This window comes from Kosakonia sp. S57, assembly GCF_016516575.1.
Lineage (GTDB): Bacteria > Pseudomonadota > Gammaproteobacteria > Enterobacterales > Enterobacteriaceae > Kosakonia > Kosakonia cowanii.
Genome location: NZ_JACVUL010000030.1, coordinates 32,084 through 57,144, shown reverse-complemented (window position 1 = coordinate 57,144; position 25,061 = coordinate 32,084). Strand labels below are relative to the sequence as shown.

At 53.9% G+C, this 25,061-nt stretch carries 24 protein-coding genes and 1 tRNA gene; 11 read left to right on the top strand and 14 right to left on the bottom strand.

The window, feature by feature from the left end:
* Window positions 1–124 precede the first annotated feature (124 nt).
* The 5 genes from mnmH to ppiB form a co-directional block, all read right to left on the bottom strand.
* On the bottom strand, window positions 125–1,198 hold the full coding sequence (gene mnmH / locus IAE48_RS22290; protein ID WP_200135618.1) for a tRNA 2-selenouridine(34) synthase MnmH: 1,074 nt from the start codon (window positions 1,196–1,198) through the stop codon (window positions 125–127).
* Between the two features lie 163 nt (window positions 1,199–1,361).
* Entirely contained in the window at window positions 1,362–2,426 is a 1,065-nt protein-coding gene (gene purK / locus IAE48_RS22285) for a 5-(carboxyamino)imidazole ribonucleotide synthase (RefSeq protein ID WP_200135617.1), read from the bottom strand.
* Window positions 2,423–2,932, bottom strand: a complete 510-nt coding sequence (gene purE, locus IAE48_RS22280; RefSeq protein ID WP_094419569.1) for a 5-(carboxyamino)imidazole ribonucleotide mutase — start codon at window positions 2,930–2,932, stop codon at window positions 2,423–2,425. Before purE ends, purK begins: the two co-directional genes overlap by 4 nt.
* 128 nt (window positions 2,933–3,060) lie before the next feature.
* The gene (gene lpxH, locus IAE48_RS22275; protein WP_200135616.1) at window positions 3,061–3,783 is read right to left on the bottom strand and encodes a UDP-2,3-diacylglucosamine diphosphatase; all 723 of its coding nucleotides are present in this window, start codon (window positions 3,781–3,783) and stop codon (window positions 3,061–3,063) included.
* 3 nt (window positions 3,784–3,786) lie between these two features.
* Window positions 3,787–4,281: a peptidylprolyl isomerase B gene (ppiB, locus tag IAE48_RS22270; protein WP_023479044.1), complete on the bottom strand. Its 495-nt coding sequence runs from the start codon at window positions 4,279–4,281 to the stop codon at window positions 3,787–3,789.
* A 174-nt stretch (window positions 4,282–4,455) separates the two neighbouring features.
* On the opposite strand from ppiB, the gene cysS reads away from it, so the two are divergent.
* The gene (gene cysS, locus IAE48_RS22265) at window positions 4,456–5,841 is read left to right on the top strand and encodes a cysteine--tRNA ligase (RefSeq protein WP_200135615.1); all 1,386 of its coding nucleotides are present in this window, start codon (window positions 4,456–4,458) and stop codon (window positions 5,839–5,841) included.
* Between the two features lie 90 nt (window positions 5,842–5,931).
* Here cysS and IAE48_RS22260 read toward each other — a convergent pair whose 3' ends face one another.
* From IAE48_RS22260 to folD, 5 genes are all read right to left on the bottom strand, one after another.
* Window positions 5,932–6,453: a metal-dependent hydrolase gene (locus tag IAE48_RS22260; protein WP_124969296.1), complete on the bottom strand. Its 522-nt coding sequence runs from the start codon at window positions 6,451–6,453 to the stop codon at window positions 5,932–5,934.
* A 66-nt stretch (window positions 6,454–6,519) separates the two neighbouring features.
* Complete coding sequence (locus IAE48_RS22255; RefSeq protein WP_023479039.1) at window positions 6,520–7,536, bottom strand: substrate-binding domain-containing protein; 1,017 nt, start codon at window positions 7,534–7,536, stop codon at window positions 6,520–6,522.
* Between the two features lie 66 nt (window positions 7,537–7,602).
* Entirely contained in the window at window positions 7,603–9,105 is a 1,503-nt protein-coding gene (locus IAE48_RS22250; RefSeq protein WP_128483459.1) for a PTS transporter subunit EIIC, read from the bottom strand.
* A gap of 290 nt (window positions 9,106–9,395) precedes the next feature.
* Window positions 9,396–9,608, bottom strand: coding sequence for a ribosome-associated protein YbcJ (gene ybcJ / locus IAE48_RS22245; RefSeq protein WP_023479056.1), 213 nt, complete (start codon window positions 9,606–9,608; stop codon window positions 9,396–9,398).
* A 1-nt stretch (window position 9,609) separates the two neighbouring features.
* Window positions 9,610–10,476, bottom strand: coding sequence for a bifunctional methylenetetrahydrofolate dehydrogenase/methenyltetrahydrofolate cyclohydrolase FolD (gene folD, locus IAE48_RS22240; protein ID WP_042717786.1), 867 nt, complete (start codon window positions 10,474–10,476; stop codon window positions 9,610–9,612).
* 513 nt (window positions 10,477–10,989) lie between these two features.
* On the opposite strand from folD, the gene fimA reads away from it, so the two are divergent.
* From fimA to sfmF, 5 genes are all read left to right on the top strand, one after another.
* On the top strand, window positions 10,990–11,544 hold the full coding sequence (gene fimA, locus IAE48_RS22235; RefSeq protein ID WP_200135614.1) for a type 1 fimbrial major subunit FimA: 555 nt from the start codon (window positions 10,990–10,992) through the stop codon (window positions 11,542–11,544).
* Window positions 11,545–11,638: 94 nt separating this feature from the next.
* Window positions 11,639–12,325 carry a type 1 fimbria chaperone FimC gene (fimC, locus tag IAE48_RS22230; protein ID WP_200135613.1) on the top strand — a complete coding sequence of 229 codons (687 nt, stop codon included), beginning with the start codon at window positions 11,639–11,641 and terminating at the stop codon, window positions 12,323–12,325.
* Window positions 12,326–12,346: 21 nt separating this feature from the next.
* A complete protein-coding gene (gene fimD / locus IAE48_RS22225; protein WP_200135612.1) occupies window positions 12,347–14,872 on the top strand; it encodes an outer membrane usher protein FimD in 2,526 nt (841 codons plus the stop codon).
* 4 nt (window positions 14,873–14,876) lie between these two features.
* Entirely contained in the window at window positions 14,877–15,872 is a 996-nt protein-coding gene (fimH, locus tag IAE48_RS22220) for a type 1 fimbria D-mannose specific adhesin FimH (RefSeq protein WP_200135611.1), read from the top strand.
* A gap of 9 nt (window positions 15,873–15,881) precedes the next feature.
* A complete protein-coding gene (gene sfmF, locus IAE48_RS22215) occupies window positions 15,882–16,382 on the top strand; it encodes a fimbria assembly protein (protein WP_094419578.1) in 501 nt (166 codons plus the stop codon).
* Window positions 16,383–16,434: 52 nt separating this feature from the next.
* Here sfmF and fimZ read toward each other — a convergent pair whose 3' ends face one another.
* Together fimZ and IAE48_RS22205 are read right to left on the bottom strand one after the other, a co-directional pair.
* Complete coding sequence (gene fimZ / locus IAE48_RS22210) at window positions 16,435–17,067, bottom strand: fimbria biosynthesis transcriptional regulator FimZ (protein ID WP_042717797.1); 633 nt, start codon at window positions 17,065–17,067, stop codon at window positions 16,435–16,437.
* Between the two features lie 612 nt (window positions 17,068–17,679).
* Window positions 17,680–18,405: a response regulator transcription factor gene (locus IAE48_RS22205; protein ID WP_042717839.1), complete on the bottom strand. Its 726-nt coding sequence runs from the start codon at window positions 18,403–18,405 to the stop codon at window positions 17,680–17,682.
* A 356-nt stretch (window positions 18,406–18,761) separates the two neighbouring features.
* Here IAE48_RS22205 and IAE48_RS22200 point away from each other — a divergent pair.
* A tRNA-Arg gene (locus tag IAE48_RS22200) sits at window positions 18,762–18,838 on the top strand.
* Window positions 18,839–19,023: 185 nt separating this feature from the next.
* Window positions 19,024–19,491 (top strand): Hsp20 family protein, encoded by a 468-nt coding sequence (locus IAE48_RS22195; protein WP_200135610.1) that lies wholly within the window; start codon window positions 19,024–19,026, stop codon window positions 19,489–19,491.
* 76 nt (window positions 19,492–19,567) lie between these two features.
* On the opposite strand, the gene IAE48_RS24185 is transcribed toward IAE48_RS22195, so the two are convergent.
* Window positions 19,568–19,801 carry a YnfU family zinc-binding protein gene (locus tag IAE48_RS24185; protein WP_308810495.1) on the bottom strand — a complete coding sequence of 78 codons (234 nt, stop codon included), beginning with the start codon at window positions 19,799–19,801 and terminating at the stop codon, window positions 19,568–19,570.
* Between the two features lie 288 nt (window positions 19,802–20,089).
* Here IAE48_RS24185 and IAE48_RS22190 point away from each other — a divergent pair, with 288 nt between their 5' ends.
* From IAE48_RS22190 to IAE48_RS22180, 3 genes are all read left to right on the top strand, one after another.
* On the top strand, window positions 20,090–20,311 hold the full coding sequence (locus tag IAE48_RS22190; protein ID WP_023479079.1) for a hypothetical protein: 222 nt from the start codon (window positions 20,090–20,092) through the stop codon (window positions 20,309–20,311).
* Between the two features lie 280 nt (window positions 20,312–20,591).
* Window positions 20,592–21,995: a glycoside hydrolase family 1 protein gene (locus tag IAE48_RS22185; protein ID WP_200135609.1), complete on the top strand. Its 1,404-nt coding sequence runs from the start codon at window positions 20,592–20,594 to the stop codon at window positions 21,993–21,995.
* Window positions 21,996–22,117: 122 nt separating this feature from the next.
* The gene (locus IAE48_RS22180; RefSeq protein ID WP_200135608.1) at window positions 22,118–24,001 is read left to right on the top strand and encodes a glucose PTS transporter subunit IIA; all 1,884 of its coding nucleotides are present in this window, start codon (window positions 22,118–22,120) and stop codon (window positions 23,999–24,001) included.
* A gap of 148 nt (window positions 24,002–24,149) precedes the next feature.
* On the opposite strand, the gene IAE48_RS22175 is transcribed toward IAE48_RS22180, so the two are convergent.
* Window positions 24,150–24,554, bottom strand: a complete 405-nt coding sequence (locus tag IAE48_RS22175; protein ID WP_023479043.1) for an H-NS family nucleoid-associated regulatory protein — start codon at window positions 24,552–24,554, stop codon at window positions 24,150–24,152.
* Window positions 24,555–25,061: the final 507 nt, after the last annotated feature.

Below are 25,061 nucleotides of genomic sequence, written 5' to 3'. Positions count from 1 at the left end.
GCCGCCATCCGGCAATTGAGTTCGGTGCGGCACATGCCTGATGGCGCTTCGCTTATCAGGCCTACAAAACCTATTGGCATCACGATATGTAGGCCGGATAAGCGTTAGCGCCATCCGGCACGCTTTACTGTGCTGCCAGCCAGGCAGAAACCTCTTTGAATGTGCCGCGAAGATGGACGATCGGCGCGCGTTTCTCCAGCTGGTAGCGATACATCGGATCGTAATAGACCTCCAGCAACGGGGCGAGCCAGGCGAAATGCGCCTCTGTGGTGCCGCGGCTTCGCTGCTCAGCCAGCGCCGCCTCCAGATGGACAGTCAGTTGGTCATAGCGCTGTAAACCGAGCCGGCGGCGAATGGCAAACAGCCCGTGGCGCAGATACTCCGCGTAAGTCTCCCATCCTGCCTCTTCACCGTCACGGTCAATAAAAGCCTGCAGGGTCTGCACAAAATACTCCTCGCGCAGCCGCTCAAGGCGCAACTCAAACGGATCGTCGACAATCACCAGCGGCGATTGCGCCATACGCTCGCGCAGAGCTTCGGGCAGATGGTTTGCGCCAATCGCCCGGCCTTCATCCTCCAGCAGCCAGAACGGCGGCGACACTTTTAGCAGCGCGGCCGCCAGGTGGTTTTCAAACGTCGCCTGCGCGTGCTGCGCCTGGGCAGTGCGGCCAAACGACGAACCGCGATGGTGGGCAAGCCCCTCCAGATCGATTCCGTTAGGGTGCTCGCGCACCAGCAGGGTTTTGCCGCTGCCGGTACAGCCGCCCACCAGCAGTAGCGGGCGCTGAATGCGCGCCTGCGTCGCCTCAATTGCCGCCTGGCGCAGTGCTTTATAGCCGCCTGCGACCAGAGGTAGATCAATCTTCCGCTCGCGCAGCCACTGCTGCACAATATGCGAGCGCTGGCCGCCGCGCGCGCAGCAGAGCAGGGCTTGTGGCGAGTTTTTATGGGCTGCGACCCACGCCGCAATTCGCTGCTCGCGGGTATCGCCATTAACCAGTTTGTGGCCGAGCTTCAGCGCGGCTTCTGCACCGTCGCGTTTATAGCAGGTGCCGACGGCAGCGCGTTCGCTGTCGTTCATCAGCGGCAGGTTGATGGCGGCGGGCATCGCGCCTTTGGTAAATTCAACCGGGGCGCGGAGATCAATAAGGGGCGTGTTATCCCGCAGGATGGCGAGATAATCGGTGGCGTCGTTCATCGGGCGTCCTTCTGCAAAAACTGGTGCCGATTTTACGCCGGAATGTGTCGGGTGTGGGGGAATTTTGCCTGATGGCGCTTCGCTTATCACGCCTACAAAACCCGTCGGTGTCATGCAATGTAGGCCGGATAAGGCGCAAGCCGCCATCCGGCAGCTGTGACCCTTACAGCTTCGACTGCGCCCAGGCAATGCCGCTGGCATACTCGGGTGGCAGTAACGGCACCAGCGCTTCCAGCGTCGCGCTGAGGCGGCCTGTATCGCTGTCATTCAGGTTGAGATGGCCCACTTTGCGCCCGGCGCGCACCTCTTTGTCATACCAGTGCAGATGCACCAGCGGCAGCTTCAGCCAGTCGTAGTTAAGATCGCTGCCGATCAGGTTGATCATCACCGACGGGCTGTTGACCACCGGCGGCGGCAGGGGTAAATCGACTATCGCGCGCAGATGCAGCTCAAACTGGCTGATCGAGGCACCATTTTGCGTCCAGTGACCGCTGTTGTGCACGCGCGGTGCCAGCTCATTGATCAGTAGACCGCCAGGGGTAACGAAACACTCCATTGCCATTACGCCGACATAATTCAGCTCATGCATGATCGCCGACAGCATCGCTTCCGCCTGCTGCTGCTGTTTAGCATTCGGCTGCGGGAAGACCACGCTGGTGCGCAGAATGCCGTCCTGATGCAGGTTGTGGGTCAGCGGATAAAAAACGGTGCTGCCATCGTGGGCGCGGGCACCGACTAGCGACACTTCGCCGGAGAAGTTGATCCCCTGCTCAACGATGCACTCGCCGTAGCACTCCTCGGGCAGCTGATCGATATCGGCTGCGCGTAAACGCCACTGGCCGCGACCGTCGTAACCGCCAACGCGGCGTTTCACGATCGCCAGTTCGCCCAGGCGCTCGAACACGCCTGGCCACTCGCTTTTATCGGCCAGCAGCTGCCACGGCGCGGTGGCAAGGTTAAGTTTGTCGAACAGCTGTTTTTGCGTGAAGCGATCGGCAATCACCGGGAAAACGTCGCGGTTCACAAACGCCGGATGGCGCGCCAGCTCGCGGGTTAACGCGGTTTCCGGCCAGCGCTCAATCTCGGCGGTAATCACGCTCTGCTGAAACGGCACCGCTTCCGGCGCGTCGTCCAGCCCGACCGGCCAGACGGCAATGCTTAACGGCTCGCCCGCCTGGCGCAGCATGCGCCCAAGCTGGCCGTTGCCTAATATGCAGACCTGTTTCATGCCGCACCCCGTGGATCCGGGTTATCCAGCACTTCATCCGTCTGCCCCTGGCGCCAGTCGGCCAGGCGCTGATGCAGTTCTGCATCATGCTGGGCAAGGATCTGCGCGGCCAGCAGCGCCGCGTTTGACGCGCCCGCTTTACCAATCGCCAGCGTACCGACGGGAATACCGCGCGGCATCTGCACGATGGAGTAGAGGCTGTCGACACCGCTTAAGGCTGCGGTTTGTACCGGCACACCCAGCACCGGCACCAGCGTTTTGGCGGCAATCATGCCCGGCAGATGCGCCGCGCCGCCAGCGCCTGCGATAATCACCTGAAAGCCGTTTTGCTCCGCCTGTTCAGCAAAGCTAAACAGTTTATCGGGCGTACGGTGGGCAGAGACGATTTCAACGTGGTGCGGGACATTCAGGGTATCGAGGATTTCTGCAGCGAATTGCATGGTGGCCCAATCGCTTTTAGAACCCATAACAATGGCGATGCGCGCCGGTTGGTTGCTTAAAGACATGCGTCTCAAAACTCCTGTGGGTGTGCTTCAGACTACTTCAGAGGGCAGAGAGAATAGCATGGAAAAAAGGCAAGGAAAACGGTTGCGCAATGAAGTTTGCCTGATTCGTGGGTAAGCCAGTTGGGGTTTCAGAAAGGGAATTGCACCAGTTCAACGTCGCTTTCGCTGACGCGGATCATTGAGCCTTCGCTGTGCCAGGCACCGAGTACGGCGCGAAAGGCGGGCGCCTCATTCGCGGTCAGTTGATGAACGGCCGGGCGGTGGGTGTGACCGTGGATCAGCCATTGGACGCGATGCTTTTCCATCGCCTCAATTACGGCCTGCTGGTTGACATCCATGATCGCCAGCGATTTGCTGCTGTTGGCTGCACGGCTGCCAGCGCGCATTTTTGCCGCCACGCGGTGGCGAATAAACAGCGGCAGGGCGAGAAACAGGGTTTGTAGCCACGGCTGATGCACTTTGGCGCGAAAGGCCTGGTAGCCAGCATCGTCGGTGCAAAGCGTGTCGCCGTGCATAATCAGCACGTTACGACCATAGAGATTGAGTACTTTTTCCTGCGGGAGAAGCTGCATACCGCTTTCGCGGGCAAAGCGTTTACCGAGCAGAAAATCGCGGTTGCCGTGGATGAAATAGCAGGGGACACCGCTGTCGACAAGGGCGCGGAGGGCGGCTGCGACGCGCTGGTGCAGCGGGTTGGGATCGTCATCGCCGATCCAGGCTTCGAACAGATCGCCCAGAATGTAGAGCGCATCGGCCTCACGGGCAACGCCGTCTAAAAAATGGAGAAAACCGGCGGTGATCGCCGGTTCTTCAGTGTGCAGATGCAGATCTGCGATAAAGAGTGTTGCCACGAATTACTCGCTGACGTCCACGCTTTCGATGATCACATCTTCTTTCGGAACGTCCTGGTGCATGCCGCTGCGACCGGTAGAGACCGCTTTGATTTTGTCGACCACGTCCATACCTTCAACCACTTCTGCGAAGACGCAGTAGCCCCAACCCTGCAGGTTTTCACCGCTGAAGTTCAGGAAGTCGTTGTCCGCAACGTTGATGAAGAACTGTGCGGTTGCGGAGTGCGGAGCCTGGGTACGCGCCATAGCCAGCGTGCCACGGGTGTTTTTCAGGCCGTTGTTGGCTTCGTTTTTGATCGCGTCTTTCGTGACTTTCTGATTCATGCCCGGTTCGAAACCGCCGCCCTGAATCATAAAGCCGTTAATCACACGGTGGAAAATCGTGTTGTTGTAGAAACCTTCACGGCAGTAGTCCAGGAAGTTTTTAACTGTTTCAGGCGCTTTGTCATCAAAGGTTTTGATTACGATATCGCCGTGATTAGTGTGGAAAGTAACCATTATTGCATCCTGTTCTGATAGTGTGGTGCGTAGACCCGCGTTTGGGTCAGAGATAGTGGCTTGTTATAGCATAACCGCGAGGCTGGATCACCTTGCAAAGTGAGCTGCTTCGGGTTTGAATTACAGGTAATATATACGGTTTTCACGCCCACACACGTCTACATGGAATCTTCGATGTTAAAAATTTTTAATACACTGACGCGCCAAAAAGAGGAATTCAAACCTATCCATGCCGGGGAAGTCGGCATGTACGTGTGTGGTATCACTGTTTACGATCTCTGTCACATTGGTCATGGCCGTACCTTCGTAGCCTTTGACGTCGTCGCCCGCTACCTGCGCTTCCTCGGCTATAAGCTGAAGTATGTGCGTAATATCACCGATATCGACGATAAGATCATCAAGCGTGCCAATGAGAACGGCGAAGATTTCGTGGCGCTGGTCGATCGCATGATCGCCGAAATGCACACCGATTTTGACGCCCTAAATATTCTGCGCCCGGATAACGAACCGCGCGCGACGCACCATATTCACGAAATCATTGAGATCACCGAAAGCCTGCTGGCGCGCGGCCACGCCTACGTGGCAGATAATGGCGATGTGATGTTCTCCGTGCCGAGCGATCCGAACTACGGCCAGCTTTCGCGCCAGGATCTCGACCAGCTGCAGGCAGGTGCACGCGTTGAAGTGGCAGATATCAAACGCAACCCGATGGATTTCGTGCTGTGGAAGATGTCCAAGCCGGGCGAGCCGAGTTGGCCGTCGCCGTGGGGCGAAGGGCGTCCGGGCTGGCATATTGAGTGCTCGGCGATGAACTGCAAGCAGCTAGGGTCGCATTTTGATATTCACGGCGGCGGATCGGATCTGATGTTCCCGCACCATGAAAACGAAATCGCCCAGTCGACCTGCGCCCACGATGGCGAGTACGTTAACTACTGGATGCACTCCGGTATGGTGATGGTTGACCGCGAGAAGATGTCAAAATCGCTGGGCAACTTCTTTACCGTGCGCGACGTGCTGAAGTATTACGATGCGGAAACCATTCGCTACTTCCTGATGTCCGGCCACTACCGCAGCCAGCTTAACTACAGCGAAGAGAACCTCAAGCAGGCCCGCTCGGCGCTGGAGCGTCTCTACACCGCGCTGCGCGGAACCGATGCGTCAGTCGCGGCTGAGGGCGGCGAAGCTTTTGAAGCGCGCTTTATTGAAGCGATGGATGATGACTTCAACACGCCGGAAGCCTACTCGGTGCTGTTTGATATGGCGCGTGAAGTGAACCGCCTGAAAACGGAAGATGCTCATTCAGCAAACGCGCTGGCGTCGCATATGCGTAAACTCGCGGGCGTGCTGGGTCTGCTGGAGCAGAACCCGGATCTCTTCCTGCAGGGCGGCGCGCAGTCAGATGATGGCGAAATCGCAGAGATTGAGCAGCTTATTCAGCAGCGCCTGGATGCGCGTAAAGCGAAGGATTGGGCAGCGGCCGATGCCGCGCGCGATCGCCTTAACGAGATGGGCATCGTGCTGGAAGATGGCCCGCAGGGCACCACCTGGCGCCGTAAGTAATCCCGCCAAACGGACAGCCGCTCGCGCTGTCCGCTGATCGAAGCCGCCATCCGCACTGTGCCGGATGGCGGCTTTTTCTTTCTACAGGCCTTACCGTCTGCGCCACCACAATAAACCCATCACCACCACGCCCGGCAGCCATACCCACATTAGCTCAGAGAGGATCACCTGATGCCCGTAGGGCGTGGTATAGCGTGACAGGGCGAACGGCGCGACTTTGATCACCTGCCATGGCGCGAAAAAGCGTTCATCAGACCAGGGCCAGAGCCAGCCAACCCCTTTCCCGCCGGTAGTGATGGAGTCCAGCAGGCTGTGCGACAGCAGGGAGAGGGTTAAAAATGCCCAACAGCGCGCGAGGCTTGCCTTAAAGCGCTTATGCCCAAGCCAGGCGACCAGTAGCGGAACGACAAAGGCGAAGAGCAGGGAGTGGGTAAAACCGCGGTGGCCGAGAACATCGCCGTAAGCGACGCCGAATTTAAACGCCAGCACATCGGCGTCCGGCAGCATGGCAAGTCCCATTCCCGCCAGCAGCAAACCCCGAGGGATGACTTTACTGCCGAGCCCAAGCCCGAGACAGAGTGGGACAGCAGCGTGAGTGACGATAGTTGGCATAAAGCATCTCCCTGAGAAAAAAGGGATTATAGCCAAAACGCGCCCTTTTCACGCCTGATTTGCGCGTCAGGCGGATTCACGCACGATGAGCTGCCCGGAGAGGGTTATGCGCTGCGTCTGTAACTGCGGCTCTTTGAGCTTGCGCATCATTAGCCCGGCGGCCTGGCGTCCGCTCTCTTCACTGGCGGAGGAGACATAGGTAAACGCTGGCGAGGTGAGATTGATGTGCAGCATATCCTCGAAGCCGACCAGCGCCACCTGCTGGGTCAAAAAGAGATCTTTACCGACGGTACGCCCGGTGTGATGAATGCCGCTTATCGAGCCAATCATCGCATCGGGTGAATGGCAGAGCAGGGCGGTGATGGTGTTGTGCTGTTCCAGCAGCTGACGAGTCGCACGGCTGGCGGCTTCCGTGTCGCCGTGGCAGGCGGGCGTCGCGCCGTCGCGCAGTACCAGGCCGTGCTGCGCCATGGCGTGGCGAAAACCGAGCAGCCGCTGCTGGCGGATTACATCTCCCTCAATACCGCCGATATAGGCAATATTGCGATGACCGCGTTCAATCAGGTAGCGGGTCGCCAGCGCGGCGGCCTGGCGGTTATCACGCATCACCAGATCGCAGGGCTCCTCCAGCAGCGATTGCGAGACCACCACCAGCGGCAGCGCGCACTGTTGCAGTTGCGCGGGCAGGGTGAGCGATCGCGTATCGCAAGAGAGGTAAATGACGCCAGCCACGCCCTGCTGTTTAAAAGAGAGCAGGCTGCGCTCGAGGTGCTCGCCATCATTCAGCGGCTGGCCGAGAAAGACCATAAAGCCGTGCTTTTCCAGCTCCTGCACGATGCTGGCCATTACTTTGATTGAGAAGCTGTCGCTGAAGTCGCGCAGGATAAGACCGATAAGATTGGAGGTGTTGGCGCGCAGATTCGCCGCCGCGACGTTATGCACATACCCGAGTGCGGCAATCGCTACCTGCACTTTTTCGATGGTCGCGTCGGAGATTTTCCCTTTCTGGCGCAGCACCAGCGAGACCGTAGAAACGGAGACGCCCGCGTGCTTTGCCACATCAATAATGCTGACTTTCTTCAACGCTGCTCCCTGTCGTTTACGCTGTTCAGCCGGGCCTGACACGCCGGTGCGTGCCAGGCCGTTATCTTATGCTTTGCCGATCTGTGTGGACATGCTCTGGGCAATAAATTGTGCCCTTGCGCCAAAAATGACCTGGATGCCGCTGTCGCCGACAAACACCACGCCACGCGCGCCAAGATTATTCAGCCCATCTTTATCCACTCTCTTGCTATCGGCTACTTCCAGACGCAGACGGGTGATGCAGGAGCCGACGGAGGCGATATTCTGCTCACCGCCCAGCAGGCCAATGATTTCACCGGCCAACTCGCTGTCGGTTTTATCATCTGCCGTCGCCGTTACGTCCGTGCGCCCCGGGGTTTTGACATCAAAACGACGGATCACAAAGCGGAAGGTGAAGTAGTAGATCACCGCCATCGGGATACCGACAATCACTGCGTTAAGGTAGTTGGTTTGATAGCCGTTAAACGACGGCAGGATGCCAAACGACAGATAATCGATAAAGCCTGCGGAGAAGGATTTGGCGATGTGGGCATGCAGCAGATACATCGACATATAGGCCAGGCCCGCCATGATGGCGTTAAAGACGTAGAGGATCGGGGCCACAAAGATAAAGGTGAACTCAACCGGCTCGGTGATGCCCGTCAGGAAGCAGGTCAGCGCGGCGGAGAAGAGAATACCGAAAGCGATCTTTTTGTTACGCGTATGCGCTTCGTGGTACATCGCCAGACAGGCCGCTGGCAGCGCAAACAGCATCAGCGGGAACTCGCCCTGCATAAACTTACCGGCGTCGTGGTAGCTGTCGCTGCTGAAGGATTTCACACCCTCTTCCAGCATTTTGAACCAGATTGTCTGATCGCCATGGATCACCTGGCCTGCCTGAGTGGTGTAATCGCCAAATGAGTACCAGAACGAAGGGTACCAGATGTGGTGCAGGCCCAGCGGGATCAGCGCGCGTTCGACCAGACCGAAGATAAAGGTCGATGCCGCCTGGTTATCGCCGTTGACCACCACCGACAGCGCATCAATACCGGCCTGAATATGTTGCCAGACATAGGGCAGCAGCAGGCCGAGCAAGAACGACAGAAAGGCGGTGGCGATAGCGACAAAACGCTTACCGGAGAAGAAGCCGAGAAACTCCGGCAACTGCAAAGTATGGAAGCGGTTGTAGCACCAGGCGGCGAGGATACCGCAGATAAGCCCGCCAAAGACGCCCATCTGTAAGGTCGGGATGCCGACCACCATCGCATATTTGCCGCCCTGGGAGGCCATCTCCGGCGTAATGCCGAGCATGGTGCCGATAGTAATGTTGGTGATAAATACCGAGACCGCCGCCGAGAGGGCAGCGATGCCCGATTCCGAGGCCAGACCAACCGCAGAGCCGATGGCGAAGAGCATGGGCAGGTTGTCAAAGATAACGCCACCGGCGTTCATCATTAACGGCAGGTGGAATTTATCGCCGAAGGCCAGTAACAGGCCCGCAGCGGGTAGCAGCGAGATAGGCAGCATTAAGGCGCGACCAATCATCGACAATTTAGAGAGCGATTTAACAAATCCAGATATCAGACTCATGCTGACTTCCCCCGAAGTTGCGCGTTTTGCGCGTTATTTTTGTTAGTAGAACGTTTTAGTAGAACGTTCTACTTATCGTGAGATAACTCTTAAAACGCCGCAACAGAAATTTGGTGTTCAGCCAGAGGAATTGGTGATTCTTTGAGGTTGATCGGTAATTGACCGTTATCGGTGAAGGGGCATTGGATAAGCATTGCCGGATGGCGGCTGCGCCTTATCCGGCCTACGCGGATCGGATCATCATGGGAGATCGTAGGCCCGATAAGCGCAGCGCCATCGGGCACAGGAGGTTACGCGGTGACGGTGACGCTCTGCCCGTCGAAGGTCACGGTTTGCCCGGCGACAATTTTGCAACGCTTACGCGTTTCAACCACGCCGTCGACCTTCACATAACCGTCGGCGATAACGATCTTCGCTTGCGCGCCGCTCTCGCTCCAGCCTTCCAGTTTCAGCAGATCGCACAGCTCAACGTGCGGGTGTTTACCAAGAGAAAATGTTGCCATCTTAATTGCCTTTTACATCGTGATATTCTTCACACGCCTGCAGCGTGTTCTGGATCAGGGTTGCCACGGTCATTGGACCGACGCCGCCGGGAACAGGCGTAATGTAAGCGGCACGCGCAGCGGCCTCTTCAAACACCACATCACCCACTACTTTGCCGTTTTCCAGCCGGTTAATACCGACATCGACAACAATCGCGCCCTCTTTAATCCACTCGCCGGGAATAAAGCCCGGTTTGCCCACCGCGACGATCAGCAGATCGGCGTTTTCCACATGGTGGCGCAGGTTTTTAGTAAAGCGGTGCGTTACGGTGGTGGTGCAGCCGGCCAGCAGCAGCTCCATACTCATCGGGCGGCCAACAATGTTCGACGCGCCAATCACCACGGCGTTCAGACCGAAAGTGTCGATGTTGTAACGCTCAAGCAGGGTGACGATCCCGCGCGGCGTGCAGGGACGCAGACGCGGTGCACGCTGACACAGACGTCCGACATTGTAAGGGTGAAAGCCGTCTACGTCTTTATCGGGCGCGATACGCTCAAGCACTTTAACGTTGTCGATGCCCGCAGGCAGCGGCAGCTGTACCAGAATGCCATCGATTGCGCTGTCGGCATTAAGCTTATCAATCAGCCCCAGCAGCTCGGCTTCGCTGGTGGTTTCCGGCAAATCGTAAGAGCGGGAGATAAAACCTACCTCCTCGCACGCTTTGCGTTTACTGCCGACATAAATTTGTGAGGCCGGGTTGCTGCCAACCAAAACGACGGCCAGACCGGGCGCGCGAAAACCGGCGGCAACGCGGGCACGAACTTTTTCAGCAACCTCAGAGCGCACCTGCTGCGCAATCGTTTTACCATCAATAATTTTTGCTGCCATCAGAGAGAAGATCCATCTGTTAAATTGCCTAAAGGGGATGCGCGCTATTCTGTCAGAAGCACGCCGCGCTGTCAGTTACCGTTTGCGGATTTCACTGGCCAGCCTGGAGGAGGCAGAGGGTTCCGTTCATGAATTAACAAAAAAGAAACAACTCATCACCCCTAGGAAACGTAAGGTTAAGCCTGCGTCTATGCGGTATTCGCCGCTATTTCATAAGCCCTCAATAAAATATGGCAGGGCTGTTTCTTAGCTCTTCTTAAGAAACCACTTAGGGGAAATGCAGCATTTGTGTCTATTTAAAAATTTGCGACAGGGATAATTTAATAGCGCAGCAAGAAATAATGATAATTACATAACTTTAATTCGTTTTGCTTGACCTGGGGGGCATACGAATGAGGAGTACTTCGTAATATTTTCATGGACGAGAATATCTTTCGGGCAGTTAATGCCTTCAGTCATCGGCGAAATTCAACAGGATGATGAACATCGCCAGACTAATTATAAGGATATGATATGAACACCAGACCCATAGTTATTTCGCTTGCAGCGAGCATGATGCTGTTATCCGGTGTAGCGCAGGCCCGCGGGCCAGTCGTTATTCCGGGTGGTAATATTCATTTTGAAGGTGAACTGGTACAACTTGCCTGCGCAATTAGCGTGCAGTCAAACACCCAGACCGTTGCCATGGGCCAATATCATACGACCTTGTTTAGCAATGTCGGTGATACGACGCCTCTGGTGCCGTTTACACTCACGGTAAATGACTGCGATCGCAGCGTTGCCACGCAGGCATCTGTCGCTTTCGCAGGCAAGGCTGATGATGTCGATCCGACGTTGTTAGCGCTCACTGCGGGCGACAGCGGCGGCAGCGCGAAAGGGGTGGCTATTGAGATCCTCGACAGTAACTCCCAAAAGCTGAAACCCGACGGTGCAACTTACTCTGTTGCGCAAAACCTGGCGACCGGAAGCAATACGTTGCAGTTCGCCGCCCGCTATAAAGCAACCTCGGCAGAAGTGACGCCGGGTTCGGCCAATGCTGACACGATGTTTATTATGAAGTACGAATAAGGAATGGGGGACAGGAGGCTACACTCTCAGGGATGAGTTCTTGTGGACATCTGTTTATTTTGTCTTGAATATTCTTATTACAAGAAAGTTGACCATGCAGAATTTATTACGAATGGGTATTGCGGCTATATTTATTATTTCCAGTGCCGTAAATGCGGAAGGTGGGATTTCTTTAGGTGCCACGCGTGTTATATATCCGGCCGAGGCGAAACAGACTTCTCTCGCGGTGAATAATAGTGACAAGAAATCCCGTTTTTTAATTAATTCATGGGTTGAAAATGAGCAGGGGCAGAGAGTAAAAACATTTGCTGTCACCCCGCCATTATTCGTTAGTGAACCGAACAGTGAAAATACGTTACGAATTATTTATGTCGGCCCACCGCTGCCCGGCGATCGGGAATCGCTGTTCTGGCTCAATGTTAAAGCGATCCCCTCGGTGGATAAGGAGAGCATGGCGGGCAAAAACGTGCTGCATCTGGCGATTTTGTCCCGCATCAAGCTCTTTGTGCGCCCCTCAACCCTCGTCGATCCGGCAAGAGATGCCCCGGCGGCGCTGAGCTTTGCCCACGAAGGGGACATGCTGAAGATCACCAATAAGTCGCCTTACTATATTTCGCTGGTGAATGTGCATATCAACCAGCGGAAGTTAAACAACGTCATGGTTGCGCCAAAAAAGAGTACGCAGGTGGCGTTGCCGCCCGATGCCCGGGGCGATCTCACTTTTCAGACAGTCAATGACTACGGTGCCGTTACGGCAGTAAGAACGGTTAGCCTGCGTTAGACGGGCGAGTGGTAAACATTTATGACCATAAAATATCCTCCGCGCCGGTTTGCGCTCCCCATGCTGGCCGCGCTATGCCCGCTGGATCTCTATGCTGAACGCTACTTCAATCCGGCTTTCTTATCTGACGATCCCGGCTCGGTCGCTGATTTGTCGCTGCTGGAAAAAGGGTTTCAGCGCCCGGGCAGTTACCGCGTCGATATCTGGCGCAACGATGAATTTATTACCACACAGGATATCCGCTTTGAGCGTGAGGCCAACAGCGCTGCTGGTGAAGCATCGGGCGGGTTAACGCCCTGTTTCTCAGAAGCGCTATTAGCGCGCCTTGGGGTCAATATGGCTGCATTTCCTGCAATGAAGCTTCAGCGAGATCGCGACTGTATTGATATAAGCCAGGCTATCCCCGGGGCACAAACTGCCTTTACCTTTTCAACGATGCGGCTCGATATCGGCCTGCCGCAGGCCTCAATGCATCTTCACGCCCGCGACTACATCCCGCCGGAATCATGGGATGAAGGCATTCCCGCCGCGTTGTTTAATTACAGCTTTAGCGGTAACCATGGCACGCAGCGCGACAGCTATTTTGTGACTCTGCAGAGCGGGCTGAATTATGGCCCCTGGCGGCTACGTAACAGTGGTGCCCTGCGCAACGCAGGCACCGGCAACCGACGCTGGGAAAACATTGCCAGCTGGTTACAGCGGACGGTTGTACCGCTGAAAAGCGAGCTGGTGATGGGGGACAGCAATACGCAGAATGCACTGTTTGATAGCATTGGTTTTCGCGGCCTGCGCCTCTTTTCAGCGGACGCCATGTACCCCGATAGCCAGCAGGGCTATGCGCCCACCGTACGCGGCATTGCACGAACGCCGGCGAGACTCACCATTCGCCAGAATGGCTATGTTATCTATCAAAGCACGGTTGCCGCCGGGCCTTTTACCATCACCGATCTCAATCCGACCTCCTCCAGCGGCGATCTTGACGTTGTGCTGGAGGAGAAAGATGGCAGCGAACAGCGTTATAGCGTGCCCTATTCGACGTTACCGCTGCTGCAGCGTGAAGGACGTATCAAATATGATGTGGTAGCCGGGCGCTATCGCAGCGGCAACCGTCAGTATGCTTCGCCCTTTTTTACGCAGGGGACGATCGTGGCCGGTCTGGCGCATGGTTATACCCTTTACGCGGGTACCCAGCTTGCCAGCGATTACACGGCGTTTGCCAGCGGTGCAGGCGTGAATCTGGGCGATCTGGGGGCGCTCTCACTCGATCTTACCCATGCGCGCAGCCGCCTTGCCCGCGACCACAAAGAGCAGGGTGAGTCGCTGCGCTTTATGTACGCCAAATCCCTCAATCAACTCGGCACACACTTTCAGTTTCTGGCATGGCGCTACTCGACGCGCGGTTTTCATACGCTGGACGAGGTGGCGTATCCGGCCCGCGAAAACGCCGTCGGCGAAGTAAAACCATCAGGCGAAGAGAGCGCGAACAAAAAGCGGCGCTTGCAGGCCAATGTCACGCATAGCTTCACCGATTATGGATCGCTCTATCTCTCCGGCATGCAGCAGACCTATTGGGATAAATCGCGTAGCCGGCGCTGGTTGCAGCTTGGCTATGCCGATGGCTGGCGAGGGATGAGCTACGCCCTGTCATGGTCGTGGAGCTACGCTTCCGGCGACAGGCGGGCGGAACGTATCGCAGCGCTCAATATCTCGGTTCCCTTTAGCGCCCTGGGATTTGGGGCGGGTGGCAGTGCGGCGCAAAACGTCTATGCCAGCGCCAACTTCAACCGCAGCAGCAGCGGGCAGTCCAGCTGGCAGACCGGCATTGGCGGGACACTACTGGAGGAGGGCAACCTCAGCTACAACCTCAATCAGGGGAGCAGTAATTCCCGCGGGTATAACGGCAGTGCCAATGCTCACTGGCAGGCAGCATGGGGCAGGCTTAATCTCGGCTACAACTACGATAAACAGCAGCGCGACTATAACTGGCAGTTCGGTGGCGGCGCGGTAGCCCATGCCGATGGCCTCACGTTTGCCCAGCCGCTTGGCGATACCAATGTGCTGATAAAAGCACCGGGCGCGCAGGGGGTACGCATTGAGAATCAGCCCACAATTACGACCGACTGGCGCGGTTATGCCGTCGTACCTTATGCCACCGTTTATCGCCATAACCGCGTTGCGCTCGATACGGCTACGCTCAGCGATCACACCGATATTGAGAGTAATGTCGGCAGCGTCGTGCCTACCCAGGGGGCATTAGTGCGCGCCAGCTTCACCACCCGCATTGGTGTGCGTGCGCTGCTTACTGTCATGCGCGGCGACCGCGCGGTTCCTTTTGGCTCGCTGGTCACTGAACGCGGCAGCGGCGTCAGCAGCATGGTGGGCGAGGAGGGACAGATCTTTTTAAGCGGATTACCGCTGCGTGGAGAGTTACTGGTGCAGTGGGGGGAGCGCGATCACGAACGCTGCTTCGCCCCGTATACCTTGCCGGAAGCCAGCCTGCAGCAGCCCATCACCCTCGCCAGTGCACACTGTGTCAGTAAAGGATAACGCGATGCGACCGATTTTTGCCGGCGTGTTATGGCTTGCGGCAACGCAGGCCTTCGCCGCCAGTTGTTACAACGCCAAAGGCACCCCTACAGATATTAGTTACGATTTGTCGGACAGCTTCGATAGCAACAGTAACCAGCTTAATAAAGTGGTTATGCGATCGGAGAAATCAGCGTGGATCGGCGTACGGGCAATCTGCCCGGCGGGAACCCGACAAACCCATACCTACCGCAGTTATGTGACCCGTTTCCCGGTGGAATTTACTGCGCACGGGTACCGTTATCTGCAAATCTCCCCGCATTTACAGGCGGCAATGCGCATCAGCGATAGCTACGCCGGTGAGTTTTATCCACCGGGTAACTATATCCGCATGGGGCAGGAGCCAAATGTGGCGAAGCATCGCCCATTTGGCGTGATGGACTCGCAGCTGCTGCTCAAGCTTCGGGTGACCGAGCGTTTTATGAACCGGGTGACTATCCCGCAGCAGACTCTTTTTACCGTTTATGTCACCACCGGGGTAAACGATCCGCTGATCACGCCGGTCTATACCATTAGCCTTGGCGGCGTGGTGGAAGTGCCGCAGCGCTGCGAGGTGAATGCCGGGCAGGTGGTGGAGTTTGATTTTGGTGATATTCGCGCCGCACTGTTTAGCGAGGCCGGCGCGGGGAATCGTCCGCGTGGTGTGACGCCGCAAAGCCAGACGGTTTCAATCAGCTGTACCAACGTTCACGCCCGGGCGCACATCTCGGTGCGGCTCGAAGCGGAGAAGTCGGACAACCACATTCTGCTCTCAGATAATCCGGATCTGGGCTTTGTGGTCGCCAATGAATCGGGCCAGCCTTTTATGCCCAATAATATCTTCAGTGTTATCCCGCTTCAGCTCGATAAGAATGCTGCGGCACAGGTCGGTATTCGTGCCTGGCCCGTTAGCGTTACCGGCAAGAAACCGGCAGAGGGGCCCTTCAGCGCCCGCGGATTTTTACGCGTGGAATATAATTAAGGAGCCGTAATGCCCCGGTTTTTACACTTTTTCTTGCTGCTCGGCTGCGGGATCAATGTTGCCGCTGCGCAAAGCAACATTGAACTGCGCGCGAGGGTTATTCACGCCGGATGTGCGGTGGAAAGCAGCGATAACCACAAAACCGTTTCGTTAGGACGCTGGCCGGTCAGGAAGTTGCAAATGGCAGGGAGTATCACCACCCCGGTCGCCTTTTCGTTGAAACTGAAGGGGTGCCCGCCGGGAAGTGTTTCGATAACCTTTTCGGGAAAAGCCGCCAGCAACCCTGCATGGTTAGCGCTCAGCGACGATAAGATGGCACATCAGGTGGCGATCCAACTGCGCGACCACGATCTGTCGCCTTTAGATCTTGAGGCACCCAGCCAGGCTATTAGCGTGGATGGTAATGGCAATTCGCTTTTGCAGTTCTTTGCCAATTACATTGCGCTGGTGAATAACCCTACGCCTGGCATTGCTAAATCAGATGCCACGTTTACCATTAATTATTATTAAGCTTTCTTTTTACGCGAGTGTTTATAAAAGGCCGCAGCTGTTGCGGCCTTTTTTATAAGAGTTCATGCGCCTTGGCATAATCAATCAGCTCAACGATGGTATGAACGCCCAGTTTAGAGAAGATATTTGATTTATGGGCGCTGATGGTTTTGTTGCTGAGAATCAATTGTTCCGCAATCTCTTTGTTCGAAAAACCGTTAGCCAGGTAGCGTAATACCGTAACTTCGCGATTAGAGAGCGGCATATCCCGCGTTTCCCCTTTACGTTTGCCAGGGTGATTAATGTAATTGAGCGTTTCGGAAGGAAAGAAAGAGTATCCGGCAAGAATCATCTTTACCGCATTATAAATATCGTTGAGATCTTTTCTTTTACTGACGAAACCATTCGCGCCTGCGCGGATTGCACGTGCGGCATAAAACGACTCTGATTTTGAAGAGAGAAAAAGCACGTTAACGTCTTCGCGTACTGCTTTGATTTTTCTCAATAAAGTAAAGCCATCAGTCTTCGGTAATTCAATATCCAGAATAACCAGATCAACTTTATTAGCGCGAATAAAATCAAGCGCGCTGCGGCTGTCATCTGTTTTCAGAACGACTTTTACATTCTGGCTTTTCTGTAACAGAACTTCTATCGACATCCTGACGATAGGATGTTCATCCATAATAATGACGGAAGCCGGTTTCATCTTTTTTAGCCTCTGATTGTTTTTTATGCCTCGTCTACGCAGGTGTGCCACAGACGTTAAGAAGAGTAATTGCCGTTGACGTTTTCTGTGACGAAGATAATTTTCATGGGAAAACCGGTAGCATCCTGGTGTCTGCCAGACTATTTCCCCTCGCAGACTGCGAAGGGGAGAAATAATCTATTCCGTATTAACGCAAGAGAAATGGCGTGCGAGTTAATGCGCTAGATCAATTATACCTGGTAAATATGTATGGAGAGGTCTTATGAGTTAGCGTGAGTTATTTGCCGACAGGAAATCCTGAAGAGTAAAAGAGCATAAAAGATATTTGAATCTATCTGTTATCAATTTTTATTGTTTTAGTGAATTATCATTTTTACGGCGAGCAAAACAAAATAACAAACTGATTGTTTTCAGCGTGTTAAGAAGATGAGTGGCACATTATTCGTGGCCTGAGTGGGTAAAGCATTGTGGAGAGCGGATACCAGAGAAAGCCAGGCGCTCTCTCTGGTTCCAGGATTAGTTTGAATTGTTATTGTCTTGTGAAAAAATTACTGCCGAACTGCGCGTTCTTCTCTCTTTTTACCCCGAAGGCAAGATGAAGAGTGGTTTTATTCATAGCGTCTGGTGATGCCTGTTAAGGGTCAGACGATGCAGGAGATGAATAAGACTCTGTCGATCGGGAAGGCCAAGCAGCTTAAGTTGGGTATTGAGTCGGTAAACAACGCGGTGATAGGGAAGGTTGAGTTGTCGTGCGATGCGTTTCATGGTTAATCCTCGCGCCAGAGAAGAGAGAATTTTCCACTCTGTGGCCGGAAAGAGCGGAGCGTGAATACTTCTTTCAGGAGGCACCAACAGCGCCTGGCGGAACGGAACAACGGAGAGATCGCGGGCAATAACATGAAAAGGGCCCGCTGCGCGCAGAAAGCTCATTTGCGCCGGATCGTCTTTTGACGTTAAGAGATAGATATGCAGACCGCGATTACATAAGTTGGGCTGCCGCAGGGTTTCCAGCGCCTCCAGCCGGGAGGTAGTCAGCGTCTCCATATCGACAATTAAGTGCGACAGATAGGGTTCGCAAAGCTGATGATTTGCCATCTCAAGCGATGGAAAGACCGCATTGCGTTTACCGGAGAAGAGGCAACTGCGCCAGGCATAACTCAAGTAGTGATCGGTGGAGATTAGCGTCTGGCTAATCATATATTCCGGTAGTGCGAAATTGAGCTGCTGAACGAGTTGTTCCAGCGTATCGAAAAGGGGAGGCGTTGCGCCCCGGTAAGGTAGAACCCGATGTGTCGGTTTATCGCTGCGATGTTTTTCTCTACGGATACGTTTTCGCATTTTTCCCTCGCCAACGTATTTTATTTTTCGGCTAAAACGCCCTGTCCATTGAGGCTTTGTCAGCAGCAAACCCACGCTGCATGTCCTGTTTTATGCCCTGTTAAGAGCAACATTTTTACAATCTGATTCATGCAGAAACAGGTACAGATACTTAAAGCCATCTGCGACATTTCCCAAGAAGTGGGCAGGGTTAAGGCGGGGACGTAGGCGTAACGGCGCATAAACTGGCGGATTGCCGGGAAAACGCGCAGGCGCGTTCACTTCGCAGGCAACCAGCCTAAAATACATTGACTCACCTGGTGCTCACCGTATAATTCCAGGCGTTTCCACCGTAAAGGTGGTGGCATTCGCGCAATGCGCCCTTAGCTCAGCTGGATAGAGCAACGGCCTTCTAAGCCGTAGGTCACAGGTTCGAACCCTGTAGGGCGTACCATCTTCCCGCCGATCCCGGCATCGTGTACTCCTCTTCCCACCGCTTCTTCTGCACACTGCACAGCCGCAAAAAAAAATTTTTTACCCACTCTTGAAAAACGTGCCGATGGCATTATTTTTATTAGCGGACAAGCAAGGCTTGCCTTTAACTTGAGCTTTTGAATTGATTATTCAGGAGGTTAACTTATGGCACTCAGAACCTTGTCAGCACTCCCTGGCTTTTCAGATTCGCTTTTTGCCGATCGCTTTAACCGTATTGATTCGCTTTTTAGCCAGCTCACCGGCAACACGCCTGTGGCGGCGACACCTGCTTACGATCTGAAAAAAGTTGATGCCAACAACTACCTGTTGCATGTCAGCGTGCCTGGCTGGAAGGAGGAGGAGCTGGAAATCGAGACGGTAGGGGGCAACCTGCATATTTCCGGTAAGCGCAGTGAAGAGGCTTCCGAGGAAGAGCAGGGGTGGATCTATAAAGGCATACGCCGCGCGGATTTCCGCCTGAGCTTCTCGCTGCCCGATCATGCCAAAGTGAGCAACGCGAAATTAGAGAGCGGCATTCTGGAGGTCTCCATTTATCAGGAGATCCCGGAGAGTGAAAAACCACGCAAAATCGCTATTGATAATAGTCAGAAGGTGATTGAGCACCAGGCATAATCGTGACGTTTTTTTAATCAGATGCTAAGGCCCGCCCATGCGGGCCTTATTTCTATCACCGAAGGTGATAGCGCACTCAGCTTGTTGCCTGAGCGAGAGCGTTCTTATCTTGATGGAAAATTTTGCTGCAGTGCGGGCACATTAACATTGCCCCTTTCTGGACGCGGGAGAAACTGTGTTCGGAATGTTGTGAGCAGTGAGGGCAGGAACATTTTACGAGGTAGTTACGGCGGCTTTTGGCATCTTTGCGTTGTGACATAGATTTTTTCCTGATGAATGGCCGGCAACCATACACGATTCTGCTGCGCATAGCTCGATATCATTATCTTAACTAATAACTTAGCCGCTCAGGCGCCTCCAGGATAAATCCCAATGTTAAGCAAGGTTTTTAATATAACGCTATGATTTGAATAGCTATCATCATTAACCCCTATTAACCCTGATACTGTTTCTGCGCCGCTCTTCCCGAGCGGCTTTTTTTTACCTCTTTAATCGCCAGGCGGCACTTTTATTCACATCTTAAAGGGATGTGATTGCATCCTGCTGCACCTGATGGTGTTATATCCGACCACTGGAAATGAAATCTGAGGAGCAAACAGTGTTAGAAGGATATTTTGATCTTGATGGCGCGACCGGTAATGACGCGCTGGAAAACAGAAAACGGTTACTGGCCGTACAGGCAGCACTGGAAATTTCGAAAGCGGCTGTCTCTGCAACAACGGCAAATTCCGGTATTCGCAGCCAGATGGATTTACGTAATGTCTCGCAGGAAGTCGCTACGCTTGCCGATGCGATTCAGGATGCGTTAGAAGCAGATTAACGCTTTAGCCCCGCATTGATGAAGCAGCCCGAATGGGCGTCTTCATCAATTTATCGTGATTTTCCTCTCCCCGTCATCCTTGATTATCATCACATTTCCCGTTTTGAGCGCTTGAGCCAGATAATGGGATTCGTTATAAAAGTCCACCCGGATCGTCATCAATAAACCGAGCGAAACCTGATCCCCTTAATGCCTGCCTGGCGTTAAGGGAATCAGGTTTTTTTTCGCCTGTCGTTCGACGTTCCGCGTCGAGGCGCTATGACAACAAGGAGAGAGAGCGATGAAAATGGTATTTCCCGACGGGTTTTTATGGGGGGGAGCGGTCGCCGCCAACCAGATCGAGGGGGCATGGAATAAGGGGGGGAAAGGGGTTTCAACCGCCGATCTGCAACCTCAGGGAATCGATGGCGAAATTGCAGTGCGCCCGGGCACAAACGGCAACCTCAAAGATATTGCCATCGATTTTTACCACCGTTACCCGCAGGACATAAAACTCTTCGCTGAAATGGGATTTACCATCCTGCGCACCTCGATTGCCTGGGCACGAATATACCCCAATGGTGATGAAACGGAGCCGAACGAAGAGGGGCTGGCGTTCTACGATCGGCTTTTCGATGAGATGGCACAGTATGGTATTCAGCCGCTGATCACTCTTTCACATTATGAAATGCCCTTTGGTCTGGTGAAAAAATATGACGGCTGGAGCAGCCGGCAGGTTATCGATTTTTTTGAACGTTACGCCCGCACGGTATTTACCCGTTATCGTCATAAAGTGAAATATTGGCTCACCTTTAACGAGATCAATATGGCGCTACACGCCCCTTTTACCGGCGCCGGCCTGATGGGAGAGCGCAGCAAGCAGGAGATTTATCAGGCGCTTCATCATCAATTGGTCGCCAGTGCGCGGGCCGTGAAAGCCTGTCATGAAATTATTGCGGAGGCGAAGATTGGCTGCATGCTGTTGGGGGCGGTGCGCTACCCCATCAGCTGTAAACCGGAGGATCTTTTGCAAGCGCAGCAGGAGAACCGCGAATGGCTTTTCTTCGGCGATGTTCAGGCGCGGGGGGAGTACCCGGCGTGGATTGCGCGCTATTTTCGTGAAAATGGCATCACGCTGCATGTGACACCGCAGGACAGGGAAGATCTTAAAGAGACCGTCGATTTTATCTCCTTCAGCTATTACATGAGCGGCTGCGCAGCGGCCAGGCCCGACCTCTATCAACGCGGTCATGGCACGCTCCTCAATATGATCCCCAACCCCTTTCTCTCTGCGTCGGAGTGGGGGTGGCAGATCGACCCGAAGGGTCTGCGTTTTCTGCTCAACGAACTCTACGATCGCTACCGCAAGCCGCTCTTTATCGCGGAGAACGGCCTTGGTGCGAAAGATGTGCCGGAGCTGAATGGATCGATTGAGGATGACTATCGCATTCACTATCTTCACGCCCACCTGGTAGAGATTCGCGAGGCGATTGAAGATGGTGTTGAACTGCTTGGTTACACCTGCTGGGGGCCGATAGATCTGGTCAGCGCCGGAACGGGGCAGATGTCAAAACGCTACGGCTTTATCTACGTCGATCGCGACGATGGCGGTAACGGTAGCCTGAGGCGTCAGCGCAAGAAGAGCTTTTACTGGTATCGCGATGTGATCCACAGCAATGGCGCCACGCTGAGCGAGCCGATTTAAGCCATAACCCTTATTACGCTATAAACGGTCGTCGCTGCATGCGATGGCCCTTTTGCTCACTCGTCAACGGACAGCGGCGACAAACGACGTTTCAGGTTGTTTGATAAAACGGAAGAAGAAGAATGAATAGCACGGTTCTGGCAGACAATATTCTGCGGATGGTGGGGGGCGAAAGTAACGTCGTAACGGTAATCCACTGCGCGACGCGCTTACGATTCACCGTTATCGATAATCGCAAAGTGAAACTGGCGGAGCTCAGGGCGCTGGATGGCGTGCTCACCGTCGTGAGTGAAGGCGATCGGTTACAGGTCGTGATTGGCAATCGCGTGGCGAAAGTGTTCCACGCCCTGAGCGTGCGTTGCGGTTTAAGAAGTGATGTAAAAAAGGTCGAGCAGCATGAAAGGGCGGGCTGCGCGCAACTGATGAAATGGATCGATGGTCTGGCCGATATAACGATGCCGCTGTTGGGGATCATGATGGCCGCAGGGATCCTGAAAGGCATTCTCATTATGTGTGTCGATGCCGGCTGGTTAAACCCCGGCAGACAACGCGCTGCGACCCTATTTGCCATTGCCGAAAGTCCTTTTAACTTTCTGCCGCTATTTCTCGCTATCCTCTGCGCGCGTAAATTTAAAGCCAATCTCTTTATTGCCGTCGCGATGGCGGGCGCTTCTCTTTCGCCGCTGGGCATGGGGATTTCGGCAGGCGGGCAACAAGAGGCTTTTCCAGGGCTACCGTTCAGGGCGATGAACAGTAGCGGTGCGGTGATCCCGGTCATTGTCGGCGTCTGGTTAATATCGCGCATTGAGCAGGTCATCGATCGCTATGTTGCCGCGGCAAAACGCGCGATAGTGACGCCCTGTTTCCTGCTGTTTATTATCGTCCCCCTAATCGTACTACTCCTCTTTCCGGTGGGAGTAAGCATAAGCCAGGCCATTAGCGCGCTATTTAGCGCGCTTTATAACGTCAGCCCCATTTTTACCTGCGCGCTAATGGCGGCCGCCTGGCCGCTGCTGCTGATGTTCGGTCTTCACCAGGCATTTATTGTGCTTTTTATTAATGATATTTCGGTGATGGAGCAGAGTTTTTTGCTGGCGGCGTGCGGCCCGGCAATATTTGCCTGCTCCGCTATGTTGCTGGCGGTCAATCTGCGTACGCGTAACAGTAAATTGAAAGCGTTGACCCGCAGCGCAATTATTCCTTCGCTTTTCGGTCTCAGCGAACCGGCTATTTATGGCGTAACGTTAAAACGTAAGAAAATGTTTTTATGCGTGCTGGTGGTCGCGGCTTTTGGCGGCGCAATGGTTGGCTACGGTAAAAATTCCGCTATCGCCATGGCAATCCCAGGGCTGCTGACAATCCCGGTTTTTTATGGCGAAGGCTTTATCACCTATATTGTTGCGTGCAGTCTCGCATTTGTAGGCAGCCTGGGATTAATCCTGCTAACAGGGATTGAGGAGAGTTCGCTGCCGGTGAACTGGGGTGAATCCCCGGACCGGGAAAATATAGTAGTCAGGCGTCCTCCACCTGCCGCGAAACCGGTTTCTGATATTACGGAGCAAATTATCGCCCCGGTTTCAGGTGAAGTGATCTCACTTGCCCAGGTCAATGATGGGGTCTTTTCTACTGGCAGCGTTGGGCCGGGTTTCGCAATTATTCCCGATGAAGGACGCGTTTATTCACCGGTGGATGGTTATATCGCCAGCACATATGCCAGCAGGCATGCAATCCGCATCTGCTCGGACGCCGGGGCAGAGATCCTGATTCACGTCGGGATTAATACCGTACAGCTGGCGGGAAAATATTTTTGCGTCGAGGTACAAACGGGAGAGGTGGTAAAACAGGGACAACTATTAATGACATTCGACCTGCTGGCTATTGCCGCTGAGGGTTATGACACGGTAACGCCCATCATCATCACCAATAGCGAAGCCTGGCGCTCATTAGGTGCCAGCGAAAAACCACGCTCGCGTAGCGGTGAGCGGAGCTCTGCATTATCGATATAACGTTTTGACGGCAGGGATAGCGGGAGAACTGCACAGGCGGTATTTGTCACAATGCTGATAAAAACTGGCGTGATGCCGTATTTGCAAAGGAGATGAGGACGTTGCAGAGCAGATAAAAAAGAGGGCGATATTATTATCGCCCTGCCTTTTAGATGGAGAAGTCTTCCAGCTTTTTGCCTTCTTCCAGCGCCTTAGCGATGACTTTCGGCGTACGGCCCTGGCCGGTCCAGCTTTTTTCAGTACCGTCTTCGTCAATATACTTATATTTAGCAGGACGCGGTGCGCGAACAGATTTGGTTTTAGTCGCCTGACCTTTCAAAGAGGATAAAAGTTCGGTTGGGTCGATACCTTCATCCAGCAACTTCTGACGGAATGCCGCCAGTTTAGCTTCTTTCTCTTCCTGCTCTTTACGTAAAGAAGATTCTTCTTCGCGGCGTTCTTCTACAACCACGGACAATTTTTCAAGCATTTCTTCCAGCGTTTCGAGCGTAACTTCACGCGCCTGTACTCGCAGGGTGCGAATGTTATTTAACGATTTAAGTGCTTCTGACATGATGTCACTCCGTGTGCGGGTAAATGAAAATCGATCGGAATTAATTTTTAGTGATAAAGAGATAAAAATCAACTTAGGATTATGTGTTTTATCAAATAGCGTGAGGAAATTGCAACCCTTGATGTTGGGTAGCTCTGTTGTACTAAGAAATTTAGTAAGATTGCGGCCTGATAAAGGCAGGGTCATTTAAGGGTTATTTTTAACTTAAGCCCTGGTTGAAGCTTAAGCAGTATTAAGAAAATAGCTTATAGGTTAGAAGGGCAGCGATTTCAGCGACACTGTAAGATTACTTAAACATTGCGCATGCGCTTTGTTCAACGACGTCGCAATAAGCGACAGAAAGTTTCACTTATATCCGTCATAACTGAGAATATTCTCACTTAGCGGCAAAATCTTACTTTCAGATCTTTCTCCGCTTCGAAACGGCTCAGGTTAATGCGCAATAGACAGCACTAATACTTCACGCTGCCAGAGTTGTGTTATTTGCTCGCCGCCGTTTAATCACCA

Excerpts from the sequence above, each read along its gene's own strand:
- IAE48_RS22185 (WP_200135609.1), top strand. The coding sequence starts at position 20,592 with ATGAAAATGGTATTTCCCGACGGGTTTTTATGGGGGGGAGCGGTCGCC.
- IAE48_RS22260 (WP_124969296.1), bottom strand. The coding sequence starts at position 6,453 with ATGCCAACTATCGTCACTCACGCTGCTGTCCCACTCTGTCTCGGGCTT.
- IAE48_RS22205 (WP_042717839.1), bottom strand. The coding sequence starts at position 18,405 with ATGCGAAAACGTATCCGTAGAGAAAAACATCGCAGCGATAAACCGACA.
- mnmH (WP_200135618.1), bottom strand. The coding sequence starts at position 1,198 with ATGAACGACGCCACCGATTATCTCGCCATCCTGCGGGATAACACGCCC.
- fimH (WP_200135611.1), top strand. The coding sequence starts at position 14,877 with ATGCGACCGATTTTTGCCGGCGTGTTATGGCTTGCGGCAACGCAGGCC.
- IAE48_RS22175 (WP_023479043.1), bottom strand. The coding sequence starts at position 24,554 with ATGTCAGAAGCACTTAAATCGTTAAATAACATTCGCACCCTGCGAGTA.
- fimD (WP_200135612.1), top strand. The coding sequence starts at position 12,347 with ATGACCATAAAATATCCTCCGCGCCGGTTTGCGCTCCCCATGCTGGCC.
- IAE48_RS22250 (WP_128483459.1), bottom strand. The coding sequence starts at position 9,105 with ATGAGTCTGATATCTGGATTTGTTAAATCGCTCTCTAAATTGTCGATG.
- purK (WP_200135617.1), bottom strand. The coding sequence starts at position 2,426 with ATGAAACAGGTCTGCATATTAGGCAACGGCCAGCTTGGGCGCATGCTG.
- folD (WP_042717786.1), bottom strand. The coding sequence starts at position 10,476 with ATGGCAGCAAAAATTATTGATGGTAAAACGATTGCGCAGCAGGTGCGC.
- ybcJ (WP_023479056.1), bottom strand. The coding sequence starts at position 9,608 with ATGGCAACATTTTCTCTTGGTAAACACCCGCACGTTGAGCTGTGCGAT.
- fimC (WP_200135613.1), top strand. The coding sequence starts at position 11,639 with ATGCAGAATTTATTACGAATGGGTATTGCGGCTATATTTATTATTTCC.
- fimA (WP_200135614.1), top strand. The coding sequence starts at position 10,990 with ATGAACACCAGACCCATAGTTATTTCGCTTGCAGCGAGCATGATGCTG.
- IAE48_RS22195 (WP_200135610.1), top strand. The coding sequence starts at position 19,024 with ATGGCACTCAGAACCTTGTCAGCACTCCCTGGCTTTTCAGATTCGCTT.
- purE (WP_094419569.1), bottom strand. The coding sequence starts at position 2,932 with ATGTCTTTAAGCAACCAACCGGCGCGCATCGCCATTGTTATGGGTTCT.
- IAE48_RS24185 (WP_308810495.1), bottom strand. The coding sequence starts at position 19,801 with ATGCGCAGCAGAATCGTGTATGGTTGCCGGCCATTCATCAGGAAAAAA.
- ppiB (WP_023479044.1), bottom strand. The coding sequence starts at position 4,281 with ATGGTTACTTTCCACACTAATCACGGCGATATCGTAATCAAAACCTTT.
- sfmF (WP_094419578.1), top strand. The coding sequence starts at position 15,882 with ATGCCCCGGTTTTTACACTTTTTCTTGCTGCTCGGCTGCGGGATCAAT.
- fimZ (WP_042717797.1), bottom strand. The coding sequence starts at position 17,067 with ATGAAACCGGCTTCCGTCATTATTATGGATGAACATCCTATCGTCAGG.
- IAE48_RS22180 (WP_200135608.1), top strand. The coding sequence starts at position 22,118 with ATGAATAGCACGGTTCTGGCAGACAATATTCTGCGGATGGTGGGGGGC.
- cysS (WP_200135615.1), top strand. The coding sequence starts at position 4,456 with ATGTTAAAAATTTTTAATACACTGACGCGCCAAAAAGAGGAATTCAAA.